Source organism: Paraburkholderia sediminicola (assembly GCF_046030555.1).
Lineage (GTDB): Bacteria > Pseudomonadota > Gammaproteobacteria > Burkholderiales > Burkholderiaceae > Paraburkholderia > Paraburkholderia sediminicola_E.
In genome coordinates, this window is the sequence record NZ_JAQQCH010000004.1 from 330,991 (window position 1) to 353,095 (window position 22,105).

General features: G+C 61.2%; 20 protein-coding genes. 8 read left to right on the plus strand and 12 right to left on the minus strand.

Annotated elements, in window-relative coordinates; genetic code table 11:
- Nucleotides 1-38: 38 nt before the first annotated feature.
- Both PQQ52_RS09155 and PQQ52_RS09160 read left to right on the plus strand, forming a co-directional pair.
- Nucleotides 39-2,192, plus strand: coding sequence for a phosphocholine-specific phospholipase C (locus tag PQQ52_RS09155; RefSeq protein WP_408209413.1), 2,154 nt, complete (start codon nt 39-41; stop codon nt 2,190-2,192).
- Nucleotides 2,193-2,730: 538 nt separating this feature from the next.
- Nucleotides 2,731-3,105 carry a DUF6984 family protein gene (locus PQQ52_RS09160; protein ID WP_408209416.1) on the plus strand — a complete coding sequence of 125 codons (375 nt, stop codon included), beginning with the start codon at nt 2,731-2,733 and terminating at the stop codon, nt 3,103-3,105.
- Nucleotides 3,106-3,451: 346 nt separating this feature from the next.
- On the opposite strand, the gene PQQ52_RS09165 is transcribed toward PQQ52_RS09160, so the two are convergent.
- Both PQQ52_RS09165 and PQQ52_RS09170 read right to left on the minus strand, forming a co-directional pair.
- Nucleotides 3,452-4,570: a succinylglutamate desuccinylase/aspartoacylase family protein gene (locus PQQ52_RS09165; protein ID WP_408209418.1), complete on the minus strand. Its 1,119-nt coding sequence runs from the start codon at nt 4,568-4,570 to the stop codon at nt 3,452-3,454.
- 39 nt (nt 4,571-4,609) lie between these two features.
- On the minus strand, nt 4,610-5,377 hold the full coding sequence (locus PQQ52_RS09170) for a transporter substrate-binding domain-containing protein (protein ID WP_408209420.1): 768 nt from the start codon (nt 5,375-5,377) through the stop codon (nt 4,610-4,612).
- Between the two features lie 116 nt (nt 5,378-5,493).
- Between PQQ52_RS09170 and PQQ52_RS09175 the strand changes: the two genes are divergently transcribed.
- On the plus strand, nt 5,494-6,414 hold the full coding sequence (locus PQQ52_RS09175) for a LysR substrate-binding domain-containing protein (protein ID WP_408209423.1): 921 nt from the start codon (nt 5,494-5,496) through the stop codon (nt 6,412-6,414).
- A gap of 143 nt (nt 6,415-6,557) precedes the next feature.
- Here the strand turns inward: PQQ52_RS09175 and lysA are convergent, their stop codons facing one another.
- Complete coding sequence (gene lysA, locus PQQ52_RS09180; protein ID WP_408209426.1) at nt 6,558-7,799, minus strand: diaminopimelate decarboxylase; 1,242 nt, start codon at nt 7,797-7,799, stop codon at nt 6,558-6,560.
- A gap of 114 nt (nt 7,800-7,913) precedes the next feature.
- Here lysA and PQQ52_RS09185 point away from each other — a divergent pair, with 114 nt between their 5' ends.
- Together PQQ52_RS09185 and PQQ52_RS09190 are read left to right on the plus strand one after the other, a co-directional pair.
- A complete protein-coding gene (locus PQQ52_RS09185) occupies nt 7,914-8,843 on the plus strand; it encodes a LysR family transcriptional regulator (protein ID WP_408209429.1) in 930 nt (309 codons plus the stop codon).
- Between the two features lie 57 nt (nt 8,844-8,900).
- Nucleotides 8,901-9,746, plus strand: a complete 846-nt coding sequence (locus tag PQQ52_RS09190) for an oxidoreductase (protein WP_408209432.1) — start codon at nt 8,901-8,903, stop codon at nt 9,744-9,746.
- On the opposite strand, the gene PQQ52_RS09195 is transcribed toward PQQ52_RS09190, so the two are convergent.
- The 8 genes from PQQ52_RS09195 to PQQ52_RS09230 form a co-directional block, all read right to left on the minus strand.
- A complete protein-coding gene (locus PQQ52_RS09195) occupies nt 9,743-10,159 on the minus strand; it encodes a rubredoxin (protein WP_408209435.1) in 417 nt (138 codons plus the stop codon). The genes PQQ52_RS09190 and PQQ52_RS09195 overlap by 4 nt on opposite strands.
- A 359-nt stretch (nt 10,160-10,518) precedes the next feature.
- Nucleotides 10,519-11,757 (minus strand): Rieske 2Fe-2S domain-containing protein, encoded by a 1,239-nt coding sequence (locus PQQ52_RS09200; protein WP_408209438.1) that lies wholly within the window; start codon nt 11,755-11,757, stop codon nt 10,519-10,521.
- Nucleotides 11,758-11,945: 188 nt separating this feature from the next.
- The gene (locus PQQ52_RS09205; RefSeq protein WP_408209441.1) at nt 11,946-13,397 is read right to left on the minus strand and encodes a glycosyltransferase family 2 protein; all 1,452 of its coding nucleotides are present in this window, start codon (nt 13,395-13,397) and stop codon (nt 11,946-11,948) included.
- A 58-nt stretch (nt 13,398-13,455) separates the two neighbouring features.
- A complete protein-coding gene (locus PQQ52_RS09210; protein ID WP_408209443.1) occupies nt 13,456-14,055 on the minus strand; it encodes a cytochrome b in 600 nt (199 codons plus the stop codon).
- A gap of 265 nt (nt 14,056-14,320) precedes the next feature.
- Nucleotides 14,321-14,920, minus strand: a complete 600-nt coding sequence (locus tag PQQ52_RS09215) for a uracil-DNA glycosylase family protein (protein ID WP_408209446.1) — start codon at nt 14,918-14,920, stop codon at nt 14,321-14,323.
- A gap of 25 nt (nt 14,921-14,945) precedes the next feature.
- A complete protein-coding gene (locus tag PQQ52_RS09220) occupies nt 14,946-16,049 on the minus strand; it encodes an SAM-dependent methyltransferase (protein WP_408209448.1) in 1,104 nt (367 codons plus the stop codon).
- Between the two features lie 66 nt (nt 16,050-16,115).
- Nucleotides 16,116-16,892, minus strand: a complete 777-nt coding sequence (locus PQQ52_RS09225; RefSeq protein ID WP_408209450.1) for a DUF1295 domain-containing protein — start codon at nt 16,890-16,892, stop codon at nt 16,116-16,118.
- An 87-nt stretch (nt 16,893-16,979) separates the two neighbouring features.
- Nucleotides 16,980-17,582: a lipocalin family protein gene (locus tag PQQ52_RS09230; RefSeq protein WP_408209453.1), complete on the minus strand. Its 603-nt coding sequence runs from the start codon at nt 17,580-17,582 to the stop codon at nt 16,980-16,982.
- Nucleotides 17,583-17,750: 168 nt separating this feature from the next.
- Here PQQ52_RS09230 and PQQ52_RS09235 point away from each other — a divergent pair, with 168 nt between their 5' ends.
- The 3 genes from PQQ52_RS09235 (at nt 17,751) to PQQ52_RS09245 (ending at nt 20,463) form a co-directional block, all read left to right on the plus strand.
- Nucleotides 17,751-18,824: a DMT family transporter gene (locus PQQ52_RS09235; protein WP_408209456.1), complete on the plus strand. Its 1,074-nt coding sequence runs from the start codon at nt 17,751-17,753 to the stop codon at nt 18,822-18,824.
- 184 nt (nt 18,825-19,008) lie between these two features.
- Nucleotides 19,009-19,212 carry a DUF3562 domain-containing protein gene (locus tag PQQ52_RS09240; RefSeq protein ID WP_325047140.1) on the plus strand — a complete coding sequence of 68 codons (204 nt, stop codon included), beginning with the start codon at nt 19,009-19,011 and terminating at the stop codon, nt 19,210-19,212.
- Nucleotides 19,213-19,359: 147 nt separating this feature from the next.
- Nucleotides 19,360-20,463: an NAD(P)/FAD-dependent oxidoreductase gene (locus PQQ52_RS09245; protein WP_408209460.1), complete on the plus strand. Its 1,104-nt coding sequence runs from the start codon at nt 19,360-19,362 to the stop codon at nt 20,461-20,463.
- Here PQQ52_RS09245 and pdxR read toward each other — a convergent pair.
- Nucleotides 20,460-21,932, minus strand: a complete 1,473-nt coding sequence (pdxR, locus tag PQQ52_RS09250; RefSeq protein WP_408209463.1) for a MocR-like pyridoxine biosynthesis transcription factor PdxR — start codon at nt 21,930-21,932, stop codon at nt 20,460-20,462. The genes PQQ52_RS09245 and pdxR overlap by 4 nt on opposite strands.
- Between the last annotated feature and the right edge of the window lie 173 nt (nt 21,933-22,105).

The following is a 22,105-nucleotide window of genomic DNA, read 5'->3' on the forward strand; positions in this document are numbered from 1 at the left end:
GCGCGCTATTCTTCCCCACCCGCAGAAGGTGATATTCGATGACATCAAATAGCCGTCGCCGTTTCCTGCAGACTGTGGCTTCATCAGCCGGCGCTGCTGCCGCGCTGACCGCGCTGCCCGAGTCGATTCGTAATGCACTCGCCGTGCCCGCGTTTTCGCGCACCGGCACGATCCGCGATGTCGAGCACATCGTCGTGTTCATGCAGGAGAACCGTTCGTTCGACCACTACTTCGGCCACCTGCGTGGCGTGCGTGGTTACAACGACCGCTTCCCGATTCCGCTGCCGGGCGGCAAGCCGGTGTGGTATCAACCGTCGAAGGAAGACCCGACCAAGCCGGTGCTGCCGTTCCATCTGAACACGGCGACGACCAGCGCGCAATGCGTCGGCGATCTTGACCATACCTGGTACAAGACCCATGCCGCGATCGACGGCGGCCGCTACGACCAGTGGCCCGCGAACAAGACCGACATGACGATGGGCTATCACCTGCGCAGCGACATTCCGTTCCATTACGCGCTGGCCGATGCATTCACCATCTGCGACGCCTACTTCTGCTCGCTGCCGGGACCGACGCACCCGAACCGTTCGTATCTGATGACCGGCATGGTCGATCCGACCGGCACGCTGGGCGGCCCGCTGCTCGACAACAACGATTTCGTCGACGGCGACGGTCCGCCGAATTATCAATTGCTTTCGTGGACCACGTACCCGGAACGTCTGCAAGCCGCGGGTATCTCGTGGCAGGTGTATCAGCAGGGTCTGACGGGCGCCGATCCGTTGAACGGCAACTACGGCACCAACGTCCTGCAGAACTTCACGAACTTCATCAATGCGCAGCCGGGTTCGCCGTTGTATGAACGCGCGCAAACCGTACGCACTATCGACGACCTGAAGGCCGATGTGCTGGCCAACAAGTTGCCGCAGGTGTCGTGGTTGTGCCCGCCGGCTGCGTACTCCGAGCACCCGAGCTATACGCCCGCATACGGCGCGGAATACACGTCGCAGATTCTCGATGCGTTGACGTCGAATCCCGAAGTGTGGAGCAAGACCGTGTTGTTCATCATGTACGACGAGAACGACGGTTTCTTCGATCACCTCGTGCCGCCGCAACCGGCGACGACGCCCGCACAAGGCCAGTCGACGGTTAGCACCGACGGCGAAATTCACAACGTGGTGAATCCGGCGCGCGGCGGCAGCTATACCGCGGACGGCTTGCCGTATGGCCTCGGTCCGCGCGTGCCGATGACGATCGTGTCGCCGTGGAGCAAGGGCGGTTTCGTGTGCTCACAAGTGTTCGATCACACGTCGGTGATTCGCTTCATCGAAACACGCTTTGGCGTGTACGAGCCGAACATCACGCAATGGCGTCGTGCGGTGTGTGGTGACTTGACGACAGCGTTTGATTTCCGCACGCCGGACTCGAAGGTGCCGCCGCTGCCGGACACGAGCAACTACAAGAGCATCGCCGACAATCAATGCGCGACGCAGCCGAAGCCGACTGTGCCCACAACACCGGGCGTGATCGATCCGCAGGAAAGTGGCATTCGTTTCGCACGCGCGTTGCCGTATGAGTTGCACGTGAACGGTCACGCGGATGTGAAGAAGAACACGTTTGAGATCGAGATCGCCAATACGGGCGACCAGGGCGCACATTTCTATGTGTACTCGACGAATCGCACGGATGGTCCGTGGCGTTATACCGTCGAGGCGGGTAAGTCGCTTCGTGAGACATTCGATCTGTCGTCGACGAACGGGGTGTATGCGTTCGAAGTGTTTGGGCCGAATGGTTTCGTGCGCAAGTTTGCGGGGGATACGCAGCAGGCGGCGGAGCAAACGGCGCAGGCTTCGGGTTGGCATGGCCACGCTAAGCCGGCGCTGCCGGAAGCCAAGGTGCAATACGATGTTGCGAACGGAAATGTGTTTTTGAAGTTCAGCAACAAGGGCGGCGGTGTTGCGCGGTTGACGGTGACCGATAACGCGTATGGGGCGCGGACGCGTCCGGTGTTGGTGCCGGCAGACGCGCATATCGAAGAGGCTTGGGTGCTGGCATCGAGTCATCACTGGTATGACTTGACGGTGACCAGTAACGATGACGCCAGCTTCTCGCGTCGTCTGGCTGGGCATGTGGAGAATGGACGGCCGAGTATTAGTGATCCGGCGGCGGTGGCGCCGGTGTTGGTGGTGAATTAAGGGCGGGGGATGGTGGCTGGGCTTCGGTTGGGTGGCTGCTTCATTTGGGGTGCTTGATCGAAGCTCAGAGGTGCGATGTCATTGCGCTGATGGAATGTTGGATCAGCCCTAGGCCGAATGGCCAAAGTTAGATAGTTTGCCTAACAAAATTAATTTTAAGAAAGTGGCGCACTTATAATTTTGGCTGCTGTTGAAGCAATTTCGACGGCCGGGTTTGACAGCCTGAATACTAATTCCCGCGCAACCTTTCCGCAGGCCATGCGCGAGCTTCTGCACGCCTTTCTAATGGGCGGGCCGTGGCGAGGGAACCGTAAGGTTCGCCGGTTTTGGAATTAGCGCCGGCCTGTCAACCTCGTTACATGCCCGCCCACCCGTTTGCAGCGAGTGTCGGGCGATTTCGAGAATCAACCGGAAATCGCGCCATGAGAAAACCCGCTGAAGCTCCATTTATGAACCCTCGTCTTTCGGTGAAACCCGCTGAATATAAGCGTCTGGCTGGAGTCCAGTGGCCGGTGAGTTGAGCGCGACGCGTTCTGACATGGAACGGGAACTAACCGACTTCGAGAAATCGTTTATCCGTGGCGTAGCTGCGCGACTTGCTCCCGCAGATGAAGCGAGGCTCCTAGATGACCTGGAGAAGGCTCGTGCCGAATCCACGCTGGATGACAGCTCGTTAACCTTATTTCATATCTATGGTCACGAGCGATCCATGGAGCGAGGCCAACATACCTACCCGCATGAAGGCACCTTGAGAGATGCTGATGGCGCGGTGGTCGACGTTCTTTTGTTTGCTGATCCTTCGGATCGCCTGTTCCAGTTGGAATTCCTACGCTGGGGAGATGGACCTTTGCAGGAGCCAGATTGGACGGCGCTAAAGATTGTGCACATCAGCGAAAAGGGAAGGTCGAGCTAAATATTCGTACCTTTGATTTGTTCCACTAGTCGGCGGGAAGCAGCCACTAGGCTGCCCCCTCCTCCCACACCACCCGGCATGACACGTAAGCATTGAGCGGTTCGAGAGGTTGGAGTTATAAGAGACGACGGACTCCAGTTGGTCGAACCACGTCATCGTGAGTTGCTGTTCAAAAGTTTGCCGCTTAGTGCCGTCAGCGGCGCTGTTGACCGCCGCCCGCTGCACGACCGCCGGTTTGGCTCCAAGTGCAGATGGTGCGCGACAGATGGCCGGTCCGCGCTCCATTGCTTGAACTGAATTATCCGCGGCCGATGGAGTAACACTCGTCCAGCGCTCGCCTGAACTTTCACGCCCCCAACAAAACCCCAGTCCGAAACGCTCGGGTGCCAGTCACCCGCCCCAGCGGCGCCCCAGCCGTCACAAACCGAATTGCACGCCGCATATAAAACACCCCTTCGGTGTTACTAACGAGCGTAGTCGTCTCATCCGTCAACGGATCGACGATATCGAACAATGCCTGTCCGACGCGAATCGTGTCTCCGATCTTCGCGCGATGAATCAGAATTCCGCTAACAGGCGCATAGAATTGTTCACTGCCAGCGAGCGGCGTCGCGGGCGCCAAAAGGTCGGGCAGCGGCTTAACAGCATCGACCCGAATCGCCTTCCGCCAACCAAGATAATCCACGATCGCGTTGGCATCCTCCTGCGCGACTTCATAAGAAACATCCCGCTGCCCACGGCACTCCACAGTCACAGCAATCGCGCCATTAGGCACCGGCTTATCAGCAGGCATTTCCTGCTGCAACTTCCACCACAACAGGCTATGCGTCTCATCAAACGACTCACCGCCAGAGTTAGTCGCGAGCAACGAAGCCTGCGCGCCCAGATACCGCGACAAAGGCTCGAACTCAGGCCACGCCGCCTCACTGGTATAGAGATGCATCGCCGCTTCCAACGAGCAATGCAAATCGACCACCACATCCGCATCGAAGGAAAGCTTCAGCAACGCTAACTGCAAAGATTCGAACTCAGTCAACGGTTTCTGTTCAGCCAGTTCAGCAGCAATCAGCTCACGAACAATCCGCCGATTCTCCGCAGCGTCCGAACCCAAAGCCTCCTTAGCCCGCGCCACCAACTTCGAAAACTGCATGAAATGTCGATTGAAGTTCTTGCCACTGCCCAGATCGAAGCGCCCAAGAAACTGCCCGAGTACGTACTGCCCAAGCCCAACCGGATTCGCCACCGGCACCAGCACGATTTCCGCGTTCAGCGCACCCTGCTTCTCCAGTTCGAGCAATCGACGCTTAAGCAAAACCGTCGTCAGCATCGCCGGCGTTTCATCAGCATGCAGCGACGACTGGATGTAGATCTTTTGACCACTATCCACAGGGCCAAAATGAAACGACACCAGTTCGCGGTACGTGCCGATAGCTGGCGATAGAAGCGGAATCGATTGCTTGTTCATGAGAGCGAGAGGTCTGTAAAAGAGAAGTAAAACGGAAAATCAATTGCCGTACGGATCGAAGTCAAAGTACTTCTTCGCGATCTGCGCGTAGGTACCGTCCTTGAGCATCGAAGCAATCGCCCCGTTAATGGACGCCTGTACCGTAGTCTCATCCTTGCGCAGACCGATGCCCACGCCACGATCACCCATCGAAAGCGGCTCGCCGACAAACGCAAACCCCTTCCCCGCCGGTGTGCGCAAAAAGCCGTAGTCGGCCTCAACGGAACCGAGCAGCGCGCCATCAAGACGGCCGTTCTGCAAGTCAGCGAACACCTCATCCTGACTCTTGTACGCAACCACATGCACGCCAAGCGGCGCCCAATTCTTCAACGCATAGCCTTCGAACTGCGTCCCCGATTGCACGCCGATCTGCTTGCCGGCCAACGCATTCATACCGCCCGCGAGCGCTGAACCTTGACGCGCGATCAGCCGCGATTTGAACTGGAACAGTTTCGACGAGAACAGGATCTGTTGCTCACGCTTCTCCGTGACCGCCATCGACGAAAGGATCGCATCGATCTTGCGCGCCTGCAGCGCGGGAATCATCCCCGAGAACTCGAGTTCGACCCACTGGCAACGCGCATGGATGCGTCGGCAGATTTCGTTGCCAAGATCGACGTCGAAACCTTTGAAGCTGCCATCGGGCGCCTTGGAGTCCATCGGCGGATAAGTCGGATCGATACCGAGGCGCAGCGTGGCGGGGTCGGCGGCAAACGCACCACTGCTAAAAGCCAGCGCGGTGCTCAAGATCATCAGCGAGATTTTCATGGGAGGCGGGTGTGGGTTGGGCGGATTACTACAGAGCGATCCTATGCCTCCGCAGCGCCTCAAAGAAGTCCCGAAAGTAATATCATGATCACTTTTACTGATCACCGAAATTCCTTATGGCGTTGACGATCTCCCAGCTGCGTGCGTTTACCGCCATTGCCGAGCACGGCAGCATCCGCGCGGCGTCGCGGGCGCTTGGCATCGCCCAGAGCGGCGTCACGCAGCAGCTGCAGAACCTCGAATCGATGCTGGGCGCGACCTTATTCACCCGCACGAACCGCGGCATCACGTTGACCGCGCTCGGCCAGCGCCTGTTGCAGCGCGCTGGCGCGATTCTCGGGGAATGCGAGCGGGCCGAGCAGGAAGTGCGGCAACTGCGTGGCGAATACGCGGGCGAGGTCACGTTCGGCATGACCACCGAGCCGCTTGTCGACGCCTTCGCACCGGTGCTAATGGAATTCCGCGCGCGCTTTGAGCGGGTCGCGGTGCATGTGCGCACCGGCACCTCGCGGATGATGATTTCGTGGATTCGCGAAGGCACGCTCGATTTCGCCGTCGCGCTGGTGTCGAAACATACCGACACGGCCGATCTGTCCGTGACGCCGCTCTATCCGTCCGATCCCGTGATCGTCTGCCGCCGGGGCCATCCGAAAGCTGGCGCGACCTCGCTTGCCGAACTCGTCGATTGCACATGGGTGGCGACGCCCTCGCCGAATCTCACTGACGATCCGCAACTCAACCGTCTGAATCATCTGTTCCAGAGCCACGGCTTGCCACCGCCGAAAATCATCGCGACAGTCGAAGGCCTGTACGAGACGCTGCATCTGGTCGGTGCGACGGACTGCCTGTCACTGGAGGCATCGATCGTCGCGAAGCGCGGGCCGTTTGCGAGCACGCTTGCGTCGATCAATGTGCGCGAGCGAGCGGTCGAACAGAATGTGTGTTTGTTGCAGCGCGCGGCGATTCCCGTCACACCCGCCGCGCAGGAACTGGCGACGATGATTGCGTCGTACACGCGCACGGTGCGGGCGCGATAAACGCTGGGGCATAAGGAGCCCGACGAAGGCAGCTTTAGTGTCGAACGTGCATTCGCAATGCACAACGCTTGCGGCGGATTGCGTTGCCGGTATTGCCGGCTTGGCATACGGCCGAGGGTTCGCAGCGACCACGCTCGACAGAGTCAATTCGGCGTTTCAAGCGCGATCAACTCCTCGATAGTCTGCCGACGCCGGATCAACCGCGGCTTGCCGTTCTCCAGCAGCACCTCGGGCGCCAGCGGCCGGCTGTTGTAGTTCGATGACATTGAAGCGCCGTACGCCCCTGCGTCGTGAAACACGATGAAGTCCCCCACTTCCGGCGTCTGCATGGAGCGGCTCGTGACGACACCTGCCGCCGCCTGAGTAAACACATCGCCCGCTTCGCACAACGGCCCGGCCACCGCGAAAGCGCCAAGCGGCGCTTCGCTCGGCGTGCCATTGCCTTTCACCACCGTCATCTCATGATGGCTGCCGTAGAACGACGGTCTCACCAGATCATTGAAACCCGCATCAACCAGGGCGAACTGCCGGTTTGGCCGCTGGTTCAGCGCGTGCACCTCGGCAACCAGCACACCGGCTTCGGCAACCAGAAAGCGCCCCGGCTCGATCTCCAGTCTCACGCGATGTCCAAGATGCGCTTCGATCTGCTGCCGCGCTGCGTCCCAAAGACGAAAGTAATGCTCGACGTCAATCCGCGGTTCGTCTTCGCTGTACGGCACGGAAAGACCGCCGCCAGCCGAAATCGCTTCGATATCGTGGCCTAAGCCTTGCACGGCTTCGACCATCGCATCGCACACGCGCGACAGATGTGTGTAATCGACGCCAGAGCCGATATGCATGTGCAATCCGACCAACTTCAGGCCGTAACGGCGCACGATGGCTATCGCCAGCGGCACGTCGTCGAGCCAGATACCGTGCTTGCTATGCTCGCCGCCCGTGTTGGTCTTGTTGCTGTGTCCGTGACCGAAACCGGGATTGATCCGCAGCCACATACGGTGACCTTCAGGCGCATGCTGCCCCACGCGTTCAAGCATATCGAGCGAACCAGCATTGACCGTGATGCGATGCTCGATCACGGCGGCGAGCGTCGCGTGATCGACAAGATCCGCCGTGAAAACCACGCCCTCGGGATCGCCATCCGGCGTGAAGCCCGCCGCGAGACTACGCGTGATTTCGCCCAAAGACACGGCATCGACCATCGCCCCTTCGTCGCGCATCAACTTCAGGATATGCGTGTTCGAACACGCCTTCTGCGCATAGCGAATCACGTCGAAGCTGCGTAATTCGGCGATACGGTGGCGGATCGCGTCGGCGTCGTAGACCCAAAGGGGCGTGCCGTGCTGTTGCGCGAGTTCGACGAGTTGTTGTGGATTGAAAGTGGTCACGATTCGCGGTTCTCTCGGTATCGAAGCATAGGTGTTGACCACATCATGCTGAAAACCGCTCATTCAGTAAAATACCTATTCTTTGCCAATCCATTCATTCCTGATATAGGCATCATGGCGCTCACTCATCGACATATCGAAGTCTTTCGCGCGCTGATGACGGCAGGTAGCGTCACCAAAGCGGCCGAGATGCTCTTCACCTCGCAACCCACTGTGAGCCGCGAACTTGCGCGTATGGAACAGAGCATCGGTTTTGCCTTGTTCGAACGTGTGCAGGGTCGATTGCGCCCAACCATGTCCGCGTTGACGTTGTTCGATGAAATCAAGCGCGCGTACATCGGGCTCGAACGGGTGGCGTCCACGGCGGCAAGCCTGCGCGAATTCCAGGGCGGCCAGCTTTCCATCATCGCGTTGCCCGCGTTTTCGCACTCGATCCTGCCGGGCGCATCGAAACGCTTTCACGATGTCCAGCCCGGCGTAAGCCTCTCGATCGCGACGCAGGAATCGCCGTTTCTCGAAGAGTGGCTGACCGCGCAGCGCTATGACCTCGGCCTGACCGAACACGGTGCGCCACCCGCCGGAACACGTCTCACGCCCTTGCTCGAAGTCGACGAAGTCTGCGTGCTGCCGGATGGGCATCCGCTGCTTGCAAAGCGCGTGATCGAGTTGAAGGATTTCGCGAATCAGCCATTCATCAGCCTGTCGTCGAACGATCCGTATCGGATTCAGATCGACGAAGCCTTCACGCAAGCGGGCATCGCGCGCCGCCAGATCATCGAGACACCCACCGCCGTCTCCGTTTGCAGTTTCGTGCGGCAAGGCCTCGGCGTGGCCATTGTCAATCCGCTTACCGCGTTGGATTTCGCGGGTCGCAATCTCCATATCCGGCCGCTCGGCTTGTCGCTGCCGTTTCGGGTGAGCGTGGTTCATCCGGAGCATCGTCCGAGCCATCCACTGGCCGGTGCGTTCGTTGAAGCGCTGCAAAGCGAAGCCGACGCGCTACGACTACAATTAAAAACCCACACAAGACGTAAGCAGCATTAAGGGCGCTGTTCGACGATCAGTCCGCGCCACGTTGGCCCATCAACAGGAGTTTCCCAAATGATGAACCGAGACAACCCCGTCTGGCTGATTACAGGCTGTTCGACCGGCTTCGGCCGCGAACTGGCGAAGCTGGTGCTGGAGCGCGGCTGGCGCGCAGTGGTCACCGCACGCGATCCGTCGAAAGTGAAAGATATCGCCGAAGCGCACGGCGATCGCGCACTGGTTCTGCCGCTCGATGTGACGAACCGCAATCAGATCGAAGACGTTGTCACGCAAGCCAAACAGCGTTTCGGACGCATCGACGCGCTCGTCAATAACGCGGGTTACGGCTATCTGGCCGCGATCGAAGAGGGCGAAGACGACGAAGTGCGCGCCATGTTCGAGACCAACGTGTTTGGCCTGGTCGACATAACGAAGGCCGTGCTGCCGATCATGCGTGAGCAGCACAACGGCTTGATCGTGAATGTGTCGTCGATTGGCGGCATTACCAGTTTCGCCGCGACCGGCTACTACCACGCCACCAAATACGCGGTGGAAGGCTTGTCCGAATCGCTCGCGGCGGAGGTGAAGCCGCTCGGCATCGACGTATTGATCGTCGAGCCCGGCCCGTTCCGCACAAACTGGGCAGGTCCGTCGATCAAACAATCGGCAACGGTGATCGACGACTATGCGGGCACGGCTGGCGAGCGCCGCAAGCAGACCGAGGCACGTAGCGGCAAGCAGGCGGGCGATCCGGTGCGCGCCGCGCAAGCCATCATCGACGCCGCGCTGTCGGACCAGCCGCCGCTGCGTTTGCTGCTCGGCAAGGCCGCGCTCGAACTGGCGCGCAAGAAGCTGGACTTCATGCGCGGCGACTTCGATGGCTGGGAAGCCACGACGGTCGGTGCGGATTTTCCGGCTTAAAACTCGACCAGCGCAAAATCTTCCTTGCCCACGTCACACAGTGGGCAGCGCCAGTCGGCCGGGACATCCGCCCAGCGGGTGCCCGGCGTAATACCTTCTTCCGGCAAGCCGGCGGCTTCATCGTAGATCCAGCCGCAGATCACGCAGACCCATTGTTTGAAGTCGTCCGCAGACACGGTGCTTTCCAGCGCCGCATGCGGTGCAGCGACCGCTTGCGGCGCGGGCGTCGCATCAAGGCTTACCACCAACGGCGCAGCCGTCCCCACACTGCTTTCAGCCAGGCGTGCCTGCAGGCTTTCCAACAACCGTTGCGCCTCGACCCGCGTCAAATCGATCCAGTACGGATCGCCGGCGCCGTCATTGAGCCGCTCAGGAGAGAACTGGATTTCTACGGCTACGCCCTTCTTGTACATGGCAAATCGGAATATCGATGAAGCCGGCAGCGCGCGCCGGCATAGGGTCGGATGCTTGAAGCGAGGGCTTCCCGGCAGGGTTAGGCGAACTGGTTCAGCACGATGGCTGCGATCAGTCCGGCGGCGCCGATGAGGCCCAGCAATTGCAGCAAAGTGAGGGATTTACGGGATGCGGAGGGGAGTTGTTGCGTAGTCACAGGGTGTTCTTAAAGATCGGAAAAAGCGAAATGGTACACGGGAGTGAGGCCGGCGCATCTCGATTGGCGCAAACCTGCGTGTGTTAGAGGCCATTATCGCTGCTCGATCGGCCTGGATTCCCTACCAGGTGGAGATGGATTAATTCCCCACCGGGCGGAAAATCAGGTATTCGACAAGGGATTGCCATGGCGCGAATCCCAGAAACGGATCACCGCGCCGCCGCCGGTGCCGGCGCCCACCACCTGATCCGGCGCACCGCTATCGCGCAGCAAGGCGCGCAGTTCATTGATGACCGGAAACACCTCGTGATTCCAGTCCGCGCCCTGCGAATCGTGCGCGCGCTGTTCGGCTTCGACGATCTCGCGGTCTTCCTTGAAGATGCGTTCGGTGAACCACACGAGCAGCGGCCAGGCGAGATTCAGCACGCCCGGAATTCCCGGTTTGCGAATCGACAGCAGGCCAAACGTGCGGTTGGTGCGCTGCTCGCGATCGAGCGGCACGTAGACAATCCACAAATCCATCACCAGGGTCTGCTCGGACGTGCGGATCTGCAGCGTCTGATACGGATACTCGGTGCGGATCGTCATCACGTCCTTGTCGTTGTCCCCACCGGTCTTGCGGCTCTGGCCGAACACGATCGCTTCGCCGATTGGCTGCTGGCCGGCCATGCGCGCAAACGTGTAATCGACTTCGACCCAGCCTTCGCCGCGCCGCCGGCCCAGTGATCGCGCACGCATCTGCCCCATCTGCCGGCGATGCAGGAACTGATGGTTCATATCCATCAGGTTCTCGTGCATGAACGAATAATGGCAATTCACCGGGCGGCCGAAACGGCGCGTCTTGTACTTCTTGTCGGCTACGGAACCGAACGCGGGCAGCGGCCGTTCTTCCGCCAAAGCGGCATCGCCGGGAAACACGAAAATCAGGCCTTCGACTTCGCGGCACGGATAAGAACGTACGCCGTTCGGCAGACGATCGCGGCCCAGATACGGCACGTCGATACACGTGCCTGAACAGTCGTAGGTCCAGCCGTGATAGCCGCAACGGATCGATTCGCCGTCCACCACGCCCTGATGCAACGGCACCTGACGATGCGCGCAACGATCTTCCAGCGCGAACACCTTGCCGGACTCCGTACGCGCCAGCACGATCGGGTCGCCCGCGAACGTCACACCATGCGTCTTGCCCCGCTTCACTTCATGCGACCACGCCAGCGGATACCAGTAATCAGGGTGAATACCGACGCGGCGCAGATCGCGCACCGGGGCGCCGTTGGCGGCCTGATCCGGCGCGTGTGCATGCGCCGCTGTTGGGGCGTGGGTTTGCGCGGCTGCATGAGCAGGTGACGCATCGACCGGCGCATCGACGGTGTCTTGTTCGAGCGGGGGAACAGCATGCATAGGTGAAGCCTCCGTGCACGAGCGGATAGAAGGTGGGCGCCCTGCATTTTGCAGGCCGACATCGTTGCACAGTCTACTCGAACCTGCAGCGGCATGGTTCCATCCGCCGCACGCCATCCCCCGTTGCGCCGCCCATGGGCGCAATCGCGCCTGCCTCACACCCTGCGCGCGAAAAAAGGCGCCGGTCGCTAGTTTTCGTCGCGCGCCACGAGCCCGGAGCGGCGTTGCACGCCCCACGAGCGTCCACCACGCAGGAAATGCAGCCAGCCAAGCAGTGCGCCGACATGACGCACCAACTGAAACGTAAACGGCTCGGTGATCGCGGCGAGCATCGCCATCCACAAACTGGCGCGGGTACGCTCGCCGGTCCAGCGGCGGTACAGATGGATACACCAGAGATAAAACACGAGATCGATCGCTGTTTTGAGGCCGATCACGCTGAAAATCGACACGACGATCGCGCCATGTCCGCCGAACAGAAAACCGAGCAGCAGTGCGAAGGCGGTCAGTCCGTAGATCGGCTGCATCGTATCGACGGCCTTGACCGGCAGCATCAGCATGCCCATCGTGCCGTAACGCGGGTTGCCGGTCATGTCGCGGTTCCAGTATTGGGTTTGCAGGAAACCCGCAAACCAGCGCCGGCGCTGCCGCAAGAAACTGCCGAGGTTGTCCGGTGCATCGGTATGTGCATGGGCATTGCCCACCACGCGCACGTCCCAGCCGAGACCGTGGTCGACCGAATAGCGGCGCAGCCGATGAATCAGTTCGTAGTCTTCGACCAGACACTGCGGATCAAAGCCGCCCACGTCCACCAGTGCGTCGCGCTTGAACGACGCGAAGGCGCCTGAAATCAGCAGCAGACTGTCGGCGCGCATCCACGCGAAGCGGGCGATGAAGTTGCGCATGTACTCGTAGGTCTGGAACCACTGGAACACGCGGCCGGACACCGATTTGCCGCAAACCGGCACCAGAATGCCGGCCGCCGCGACCAGCTTCGGCTCGCTCGCGAAGGCGGCGCGCATCGCATAGGTGGCGTCGTCGTCGAGCAGCGTGTCGGCGTCGACGGTCATGACGGTCTCGGTAGTCATGATCGTGATGGCTGCATTCAGCGCACGGGCCTTGCCGCCATGCGGCACGCGCAGCCAGTACAGATTCGGATAGAGCGAACTCGGTGCGCTCAGCACGCCGTCGGCTGCGGCAACCAGGCCGAAGCGTTCGGTGAGCAGTGCGTGGGTGGTATCGGTGGAACCGTCGTCGGCGATCACAATCTGCGCCGGACCATGGGTCTGGCGCAGCAGCGCCGCGAGCGTAACCGGCAACACCGCCGCCTCGTTATGCGACGCAACGATCACACCCATGCTCGGCAAATTGCGCGCATCGAAGTCAGGCTCGAGCGGCGGTGTGGGCCGCATCAGCGGCAACGTCTTCCACGTGACGAAGGCAAGCAGCAATGTGTCATACACCACGTACGCAATACCCGTCGACCACGCCACCACGCCTTGCAGAAAGAATGCGCGCGCGAACAGCAGCAACCACAGCACGACGACGCTGAAATGAATCAGCGTGCTCAGCAGCGTAGTGGGACGCGGCAGAATGCGTGGGGATGCAAGGGCGAGCGCCTGTTCCAGAGTTTTCTTCAAAATGACTGCCGAGTCCGTCGATGGTGCGGTTATTAGATGGAAAGTAGCGTGGCCGTCCTTACGGCACCATGCGTTTCAGAACCGACTTGCGATCGATCCACTGATGCTTCAACGCGCCGCCGATATGCATTGCCAGCAACGCATACAGCGCGTAGCCGAGCCATGTATGCAAGGCGCCGAAGCGGTCGTGCAAGGTTTCCTTGAGCGCCGGATCGAGATTCATCACGTAGCCGATGCGCGGCCAGGGGAACAGGTTGAACAGGCTCATCGGATGCGTGGCCGCATCTTTCCACGCGGAATCGTGCAACCAGCCGGACAGCGGCAGCGCAATCATCAGCAGATACAGCAGGAAATGGGCGACATGCGCGGCGATCTTCTCCCACGACGGAAACTCGCGCGGCAACGGCGGCGGCTTGTGCGACACACGCCACAAGATGCGCATCAGCGCGAGACCGAGCACCGTGATGCCGATCGACTTATGGGTATCGACGACCGGACGCACCCAGTCATCGGGCCATGATTCCGCGGTCAGGCCGAGTACGACGTTGACGATCATCAGCAGCGCGATCAGCCAGTGCAGCGTCATCGCCGTGCGGGTATAGCGCGACGGCAGCGGCGTGCCGGTCGCATCGGTCAGGGAGTCGGCGTGAGTGTTCATCGATCGTTCCGTCTGCAAATGGGTTTCTCGCGAAAGCTAATTGAAAATGCAGCCATACCGCAGCGATGCTCGCGCCGACTGTATGAGGCAAACGCATTAGTGTGACGTTTTATTCCACTGGGCGCTGAGCGATGTGTTTCAGATTATTTCGACAGCCCGTGGCGGGCATCGCCCGATATGCGCTGAGTGGGCATGCCGCCTGGCGCCGCGCGATCAACGCTACCGACCCGGTCCGCCCGTCGAACCGGCACGACGCGAGGTGGAATCACGCCCGGAGTGCCGCGACAACCCGAGTTCGCAAAGTCGGCAACACCTCCGCTTCGAACCACGGATTGCGTTTGAACCAGGCGATATTGCGCGGCGATGGATGCGGAAGCGGCATCACGTTGGGGCCATATTCCTGCCAGCGCAGCAGCGTATCGGTTAGCGTCGGCCCGAATGCATCACCGAGACCAAAACGCTGTGCGTATTGACCAATCAGCAACGTGAGGCGCACTTCACGCAACTGGGCGAGCAGAGCCTTATGCCAGTGCGCGGCACATTCGGGCCGCGGCGGCAGATCGCCACTCGCGCCTTTGCCCGGAAAGCAGAAACCCATCGGCACGACGGCAAATTTCGAGGCGTCGTAGAACGTCTCGTCGGAAACCGCGAGCCAGTTGCGCAAACGTGCACCACTCGCATCGCTCCATGGGATGCCCGAAGCATGCACGCGCGCGCCGGGTGCCTGGCCGATGATCAGAATGCGCGAGTCAGCAGACGCCACCACGACCGGTCGCGGCGCATGCGGCAGCACCGGCGCGCACACCGTACAGGCGCGAATGTCGCGCAATAGCGTGTTCAGTAAAATGGGTTTCCTTACGTTCATACCATGGCGCGGGTCAGGATTCAGTTTAGCGCTTCACAAACCGATAGTGTCCCACGCCCCACTCATTCCCATTCGCGTAGCCGAACAACTCGGCCACGGCCATATAGAACATTCGCCACCGCTGTAACCACACAGCCGCATCGCGCGCGCCATAGGTATCGATGAACATCGGCATCACGCGATCACGCGCCGCATCGAGAGCGGCGAGCCACTGGTTCGCCGTGCGCTCGTAATGCGTGCCGCTCACCCACCACTGGCGCTCCATGCGCAGATCGTCCTGGAAGTTCAGCAGGAGCGCTTCTGACGGCATCGTGCCGCCCGTAAAAAAATACTTCGACATCCAGTCGCTGCCGTCCTGTACCTGAAAGTGATACGCAAGCGTGCGATGCACGAAGATATGCACGAACAGCTTCGCCTCGTCGCGCATCCAGCGCGAAATCTTGGCGAGCAGCAGCCCATAGTTCTTCATATGCTCGAACATCTCGATCGACACCACGCGATCAAAGCCGCCGCCAAGCTGCGCTTCGTCGAATTCGAAATCGACGACATTGCCTGTGACCACAGACAGGTTCTGCAAACCGACCTCCGCCGCACGCGCTTCGATGAACGCGCGCTGCCCATGCGAGTTCGATAGCGCGACGATCTGCGCACGCGGATAACGCGCTGCCAGCCACAACGACAACGAACCCCACCCACAGCCGAGATCGAGAATCCGCTGACCGTCGGCCAGTTCCGCGTGTTCGGCATAGCGTTCGAGCATCGCCACTTCGGCTTGTGCGAGCGTCTCGTTGCCGGTCGGATACAGGCAGCATGAATATTTCAGATGCGGTCCGAGATGCGCATGGAAGAACGATGCCGGCACCTCGTAATGCTGCGTATTGGCAGCCTGCGTTTCGATGGCGATCGGACTCGCGCGCAAGTCGTCCAGCAGACGGTTGAGCCGTTGCGCGCGCAACTCACCGTTGTCGAGTGCTTCGTCACGCAAACGCTGGCGCATCAGTTGACGCATGCCGAAACGGATGAGGCTGTCGGGCAGCCAGCCGCGTTCGCAGCGCTGGATCAGCCAGCCGTCGTGGGGCTCGGCGGGCGACGACGGCGGCATCGTATGGTCGGTAGTGGAAAGGCTCATGAGACTGACTCCCTATCGTTTCTTCTGGACTTTCTGAACATTCGCACGCGTCGCGACTGGCTCATCTCAACGCCGCGGCGGCCACGGAATCAGCGCGCTGGTGGTGCGCATGTAATCGGCGTAACCAGCACGTCTTTTCGCCATGCTTTCTTCGAGCAGTGGAATGCCGGAAAGCTTTAACAGCAGAAACGCCATCAGCAGCGGTGGCAATAACGTGAACCAAGCCCAGGGCGTGCCGATCGACAGCGCGATGTAAGCAAGCCAATGCACGCATTCAAAGAAGTAGTTCGGATGCCTCGAATAACGCCACAAGCCGACGCGACACACGATGTCGTGATTGGCCGGATCCTGCGCGAAGCGTTTGAGTTGCCTGTCCGCGATACCTTCGCCGACTACCGAGACGATCCACACCGCGACTGCGAGCACGATCCATCCGATCGCCGGTGGGCTGCTCCGGTACGACGGCACCAGGAATGCGATCGACAGCAGCATCGACACCACGACTTGCGCCTGGAAAAACCAGAACATCTTGCTGGCCGCCCTGTTGCCCCATTCTTCACGGAAGCGGCGATAGCGCGCGTCTTCGGGCTTGCCATAGTTGCGTTTCCACAGATGCGTGCCGAGCCGCACGCCCCAAACCAGCCCCCCCAGCGCAGTCAGTGCGCGCGGCACCGCCTCGCCTGCGCTGAGCACGGCGTAGAGCACCGCGACCAGGCCGAGCGAATAGGCCCAGACCGGGTCGACCATGCCGGCGTTCGCGGTCTTCAACTGCCATGCCCAGACGGCGCTGAAGATCACGACGAGCCCAATCAGGGCGATCACGGCGGCGGCAAGTGGCGGCATGGGGGCCCCGTTCAATGGCGATGCGAGTTATACGCTGTAAGGGCGCGATCGGATGCGCGCGGGCGCGGCACCCGATCGCGCCCGCCGTTAGTCCTTGCCACCCGGTGAGGCGAAGCCTTCTTTGCCGAGCTGGCCGGGATGCTGCGGCACGCGCCTGAAACGCGACGTGTCGTAGCCCATCGCATTGAGCCGCTTAAGCAGCGCCCGGTAGGTGTCGTCGCTCATGTCGGGTTCACGCGAAAAAATCCAGCCGAGGTTTTTGCCGGGGTAACCCAGAATCGTGTGGTGATAATCGGGGTCGACGTAGAGCGTCAGTTGCGTCACGTGAACCGGCCAGAACAGTTGCACGCTCCACTCGCCGCCTTCTTTGCCAGGCACCGGTGTGTCGAGGAACTGATAGTGCTTTTCCGGCGCGTCGAAGCTTTTCTTGCGAGCGTAATACGAATCGTCGATCTTGCCGTCCGGCCGCAATTTCCATTCTGCGCGGCTGCCCACCATGTCGCGCTCGGCGAAATACGGGATGTTCGCGATGATGTACCAGGTCCCCATGTAACGAGGCAGATCGACAGGCACCGTCGCGAGCGGTTCGCTGGCGCGTGGGTTGGGATTGGGCGGCTCGTTGGAACACCCCGTGAGGGACAGCAGCAGAACAGTCGCGACGGTAGCGGCGGCACAGACAAAAAGGCGCATGGCGATGGCCTCGAACGTGGCGGTAGTAAGCGTATTACGTTCGACGGGACCAGATGGATGCGCGCGAGCGGGTTTTCCGGCCCCGACAGCTGTTCAGCGAAGGTAGGCGTCCGCGGCCCGATAGCGGTATCGTGTCGGCAACGCCCGCATCCATCGAATTTCCCGCTCATGCCTACCCGCTTCAACGCCGCTTTCACCGCCCTGCTCGCCGCCGCCCTGTTCGGCGCGACCACCCCGCTCGCCAAGGCGCTGCTCGGCTCGCTGTCGCCGTTTCTGCTGGCTGGACTGTTCTACCTCGGCAGCGGCGTCGGCCTCGGCGCCGTGATTCTGGCGCGCCGGCTGACAGGCCACGCGCACGGGCAGCCAGCCAATCACAACCACTTCCCGCTGCGCGAAGTACCCTGGCTTGCCGGCGCAATCGTGGCCGGCGGCGTCGTGGGGCCGGCGCTGCTGATGCTCGGTCTGAAGACGACGCCGGCTGCCACCGGTTCGCTGCTGCTGAATCTCGAAGGCGTATTCACCGCCCTGATCGCGTGGATCGTGTTTCGCGAAAACGTCGACATTCAGGTGTTCCTGGGCATGGCCGCGATCGTGGGGGGCGGCGTGGCGTTGTCGTGGATGCCTTCGCAGCCGGGCACGGCTGGCCTGGCACCTGGCACGCTGCTGCTGGTGGGCGCCTGCGCGTGCTGGGCAGTCGACAACAATCTCACGCGCAAAGTGTCGACGCACGATGCCATGTTCATTGCCTGCGTAAAAGGGCTCGTGGCGGGTTCGGTCAACGTGACGCTCGCGCTCACCCTTGGCGCCGCCTGGCCGAAGGCCGCGACTGTCGCGCTCGCCATGCTGACGGGTTTCGCGGGCTACGGCGTGAGCCTCGTACTGTTCGTCGTCGCGCTGCGCAACCTCGGCACCGCGCGTACCGGCGCCTATTTCTCGGTCGCGCCGCTATTTGGCGTGACTTTGTCGTGGCTGCTTTGGCCGGAAATGCCACCACTGCTGTTCTGGGTGGCCGCTGCCCTGATGACACTAGGTGTCTGGCTGCACATTCGCGAACGTCACGAGCACCCCCACACGCACGCCCCGCTGGATCACACGCATCGTCACCGGCACGACGCGCATCACCAGCACGAGCACGATTTCGCGTGGAACGGGGACGAGCCGCACACGCATCCGCATGCCCATGCGCCGATCACGCATGCGCACGCGCATTTCCCAGATATTCATCATCGGCATACACATTGATTTCTCGCGCCACCGCGCACTGCGGGCGTTTGCCGCAGCGCAAGACAAAAATCTCTGTGGAACGGTTCATGCGATAGATCGATTCAATTGGCATCGTGGCGAATCGCATCCTGTAATGGAACTCCTGTCGTGCGTGCCTGTTCCTTGCAATCCCCTACCCACCCCGCGTTCCCCGGAGAGATCCATGTCCCAACCCGAGCCTAATGTCGACGAAGTGGTGAGAAGCATCGCAGAGGAAACCGACACGCCCACGGAAACGGTTTCGAAGATGTATGCAGACACACTCGCCGACTACCGGCACGAAGCCCGTGTATTCGATTACGTGCCGCTGTTTGCCGCCAAGAAAGTACGCGACAAGCTGCGCCATCCGTCGAAGCACCAACATTGATACGGCGGCGCGCGGAGACCACCGCCTGTCCTGCAGCACGATGAATCGACCCCGCTGGCTCGCGCGGCGATTCGCTAGAACACGTACCGGTTTATTTTTCCCGCTGCTAGACTCTGACCCGGATACATCGACTCGGGGGAAGATCGCATGCGGGTGACAATCGTAGGCGCGGGCATTGCCGGCTTGAGCACCGCGTGGTCGCTCGTCAAACTCGGACACGACATCACGCTGATCGAGCAGGGCTCGATTCCCAATCCACTCGCCGCTTCGGGCGACCGTCATCGAATGATCCGTCGTGCTTATGGAAATGCCGACGGCTACGCACGCAACATTGGCGAGGCGTTCGATAGTTGGGATCTGCTGTGGAATGATCTGGGTGTATCCCACTACGCGAACTGCGGCGTGCTCGGCATCTCGCAGCGCGCAGGCGATGGCGCCGAACGCTTCCGCGCCGGCCTCGACCGGATGAAGTTCGAATATGAACGACTCGACCCGCGCGAAGCGGCCGGCCGTTATCCGTTTCTCGACCCCGCCACGTTTCGCTACGCCTACCTCGATCACGATGGCGGCGCGCTATTTAGCGAACGCATTGCACGCGACATGAAAGCGTGGCTCAAAATGCGCGGCGCCGAGATTCGCACGCAGACCAAGGTACTCGCAGTCGATGCGCGCGCGGGCTCCGTGCGGCTCGAAGACGACACCCTTATTGCCGCCGATCAGCTCGTGGTCACCGCCGGCGCGTGGACGCTGCAACTGTTCCCCGCGCTCGCCGAAGACCTGATGACTTATCGAAACGTGGTCGCGTATATGGAGCCGCCGGCCGATCTGGAGGACGCGTGGTCGACTGCGCCCGCGATCGTCGATATCGGCGGCGATAGCGACGGTTACGTGTTGCCGCCGGTTGATGGCGTCGGCCTGAAGTTCGGCGCCGGTGTGCACAGATCCAGTGCGCCTGATCCTGACGCCAATCTCGTCGCGGCGCCCGAAGAAGGCGACAGTCTGCGCCGGCTGTTTTCACCGCCGTTCAGCCGCATCGACGAATATACGGTGACCGAAGTCAAAACCTGCGCCTACACGTTCACTGCGGACAAACGCTTCTTTTCGAAGCGTATCGGCAACACACTGGTGGTGTCGGCATGCTCGGGCCACGGCTATAAATTCGGCGCGGCTGTCGGACGCCGGGTCGCGCAGGCGCTGGATAGCGATGACGATGCCATGCTTGAGCGTTGGCTCAGGGCGGAAACGGTCTAACCCTGCCCACGCACCACGGCCGCGAGCCGCGCCACCAGCGCGTCGGCTTCGTGCGGTTTGACACCCGCGTAGCCAAGCATGAAGCCGTTGTAGCGCGCGGCATCTTTAGCAGGTGACTCACAAAAAGCGCTTAACGCGGCGATACCCAACCCATGCTCGCGCGTCGCTGCGCTCACGTCCTGGTCGCGCAGCGGCACATCGAGCCGCATCGTCAGATGCATGCCGCCGCCGTCGGACGAGACCGTCACGAGGTCGCCCATGTGCCGCTCAATCGCGGTCACCAGTGCCGCGCGGCGCTGGTGATAGAGCCGCCGCATGCGCCGCAGATGCCGCGCATATTTCCCGCTGTCGATGAAATCCGCCAAGGCGATCTGTTCAGCGACGCGCCCTTGCCGCGCGATTTCGCTGAGCGCCTCGTCGATGTCGGCGACGAGATGCGCCGGCACGACCATGAAGCCCATGCGCAGCGCCGGAAACATCGTCTTGCTGAAAGTGCCGAGGTAAATCACCGGCGTGTCGGCCGCGAGGCCCTGGATCGACGGCAACGGCGGACCGCGGTGGCGCAGTTCGCTGTCATAGTCGTCCTCGATGATCCATGCGCCGCGCGCCATCGCGTTCTCGATGATCGACCAGCGCCGCTCCAGACTCAGCACGCTACCGAGCGGATATTGATGCGAGGGCGTGATGTACATCAGGCGTGGCGGCGTCCGCTCCCAGTGATCGGGCGTCGGCGCCATGCCGGCGGCATCGACGGGAATCGACACCAGATGCAAACCAGCGGCCTGAAACGCGGCCTTCGCGCCGTGATAGCCGGGGTCCTCGACCCAGACGCTGTCACCCGGGTCGGCCAGCATACAGGCGCATAGATCGAGACTCGCCTGCGTGCCCGAGGTGACGAACACCTGCTCAGCGGAACATCGCACGCCACGCGACACGCGCACGTATTCGGCGATCGAGCGGCGCAATGCGGGGTGCCCGGCGTTATTGCCGTAGCCGAGTTCGCTCGGCTCGAGCGAGCGCCATGCGCGCTCCATTGAGGCGCGCCATTGTGCAAGCGGGAATTCGTCGAGTGCGGGCACGCCGGGGCGAAACGGCGTGGGGTCGTCGGGGCTCGTGCGTTCACGCGGCAGATCGGCGACGCGCCGCGACAGGCGGTTTTCAGGCGTCTGCACACTACTACTCGCGGTGGAAATCGAAGCGCCCGAACCGCTCACCGTACTGACAATGGAACCATGCCGGCTCGCCGTGATGAAACCCTCTTCGGTGAGCCGTTCGTATGCGTAAAGCACCGAATTGCGCGCAATTCCCAATTGTTCGGCAAGCGCTCGCGTGGCGAGAAGACGGCTGCCATGGCGGATATCGCCATCGAGAATCGCGCGGCGCAAACTCTCGTAGAGCAGATCCTGCTGCGTGAGCTTGCGCCCACCCATCGCACGCTCGACGTTCGACATCAACAGGCCGTAGTCCAAATTCGTGGCTCCAAATTCTGGTCGCATTGTGGAGCTAACAATGGTGCCACAAATTTCTTATGCTAACGGTTCCAGAGTCGCATTCAGCGCCGCCGTCTACGCTTGCTCGGCTCAGCCCTAACCCTAGCGGCGGTGATCCATTCGCCCGCAACCCTAACCAACAAGGAGCCACA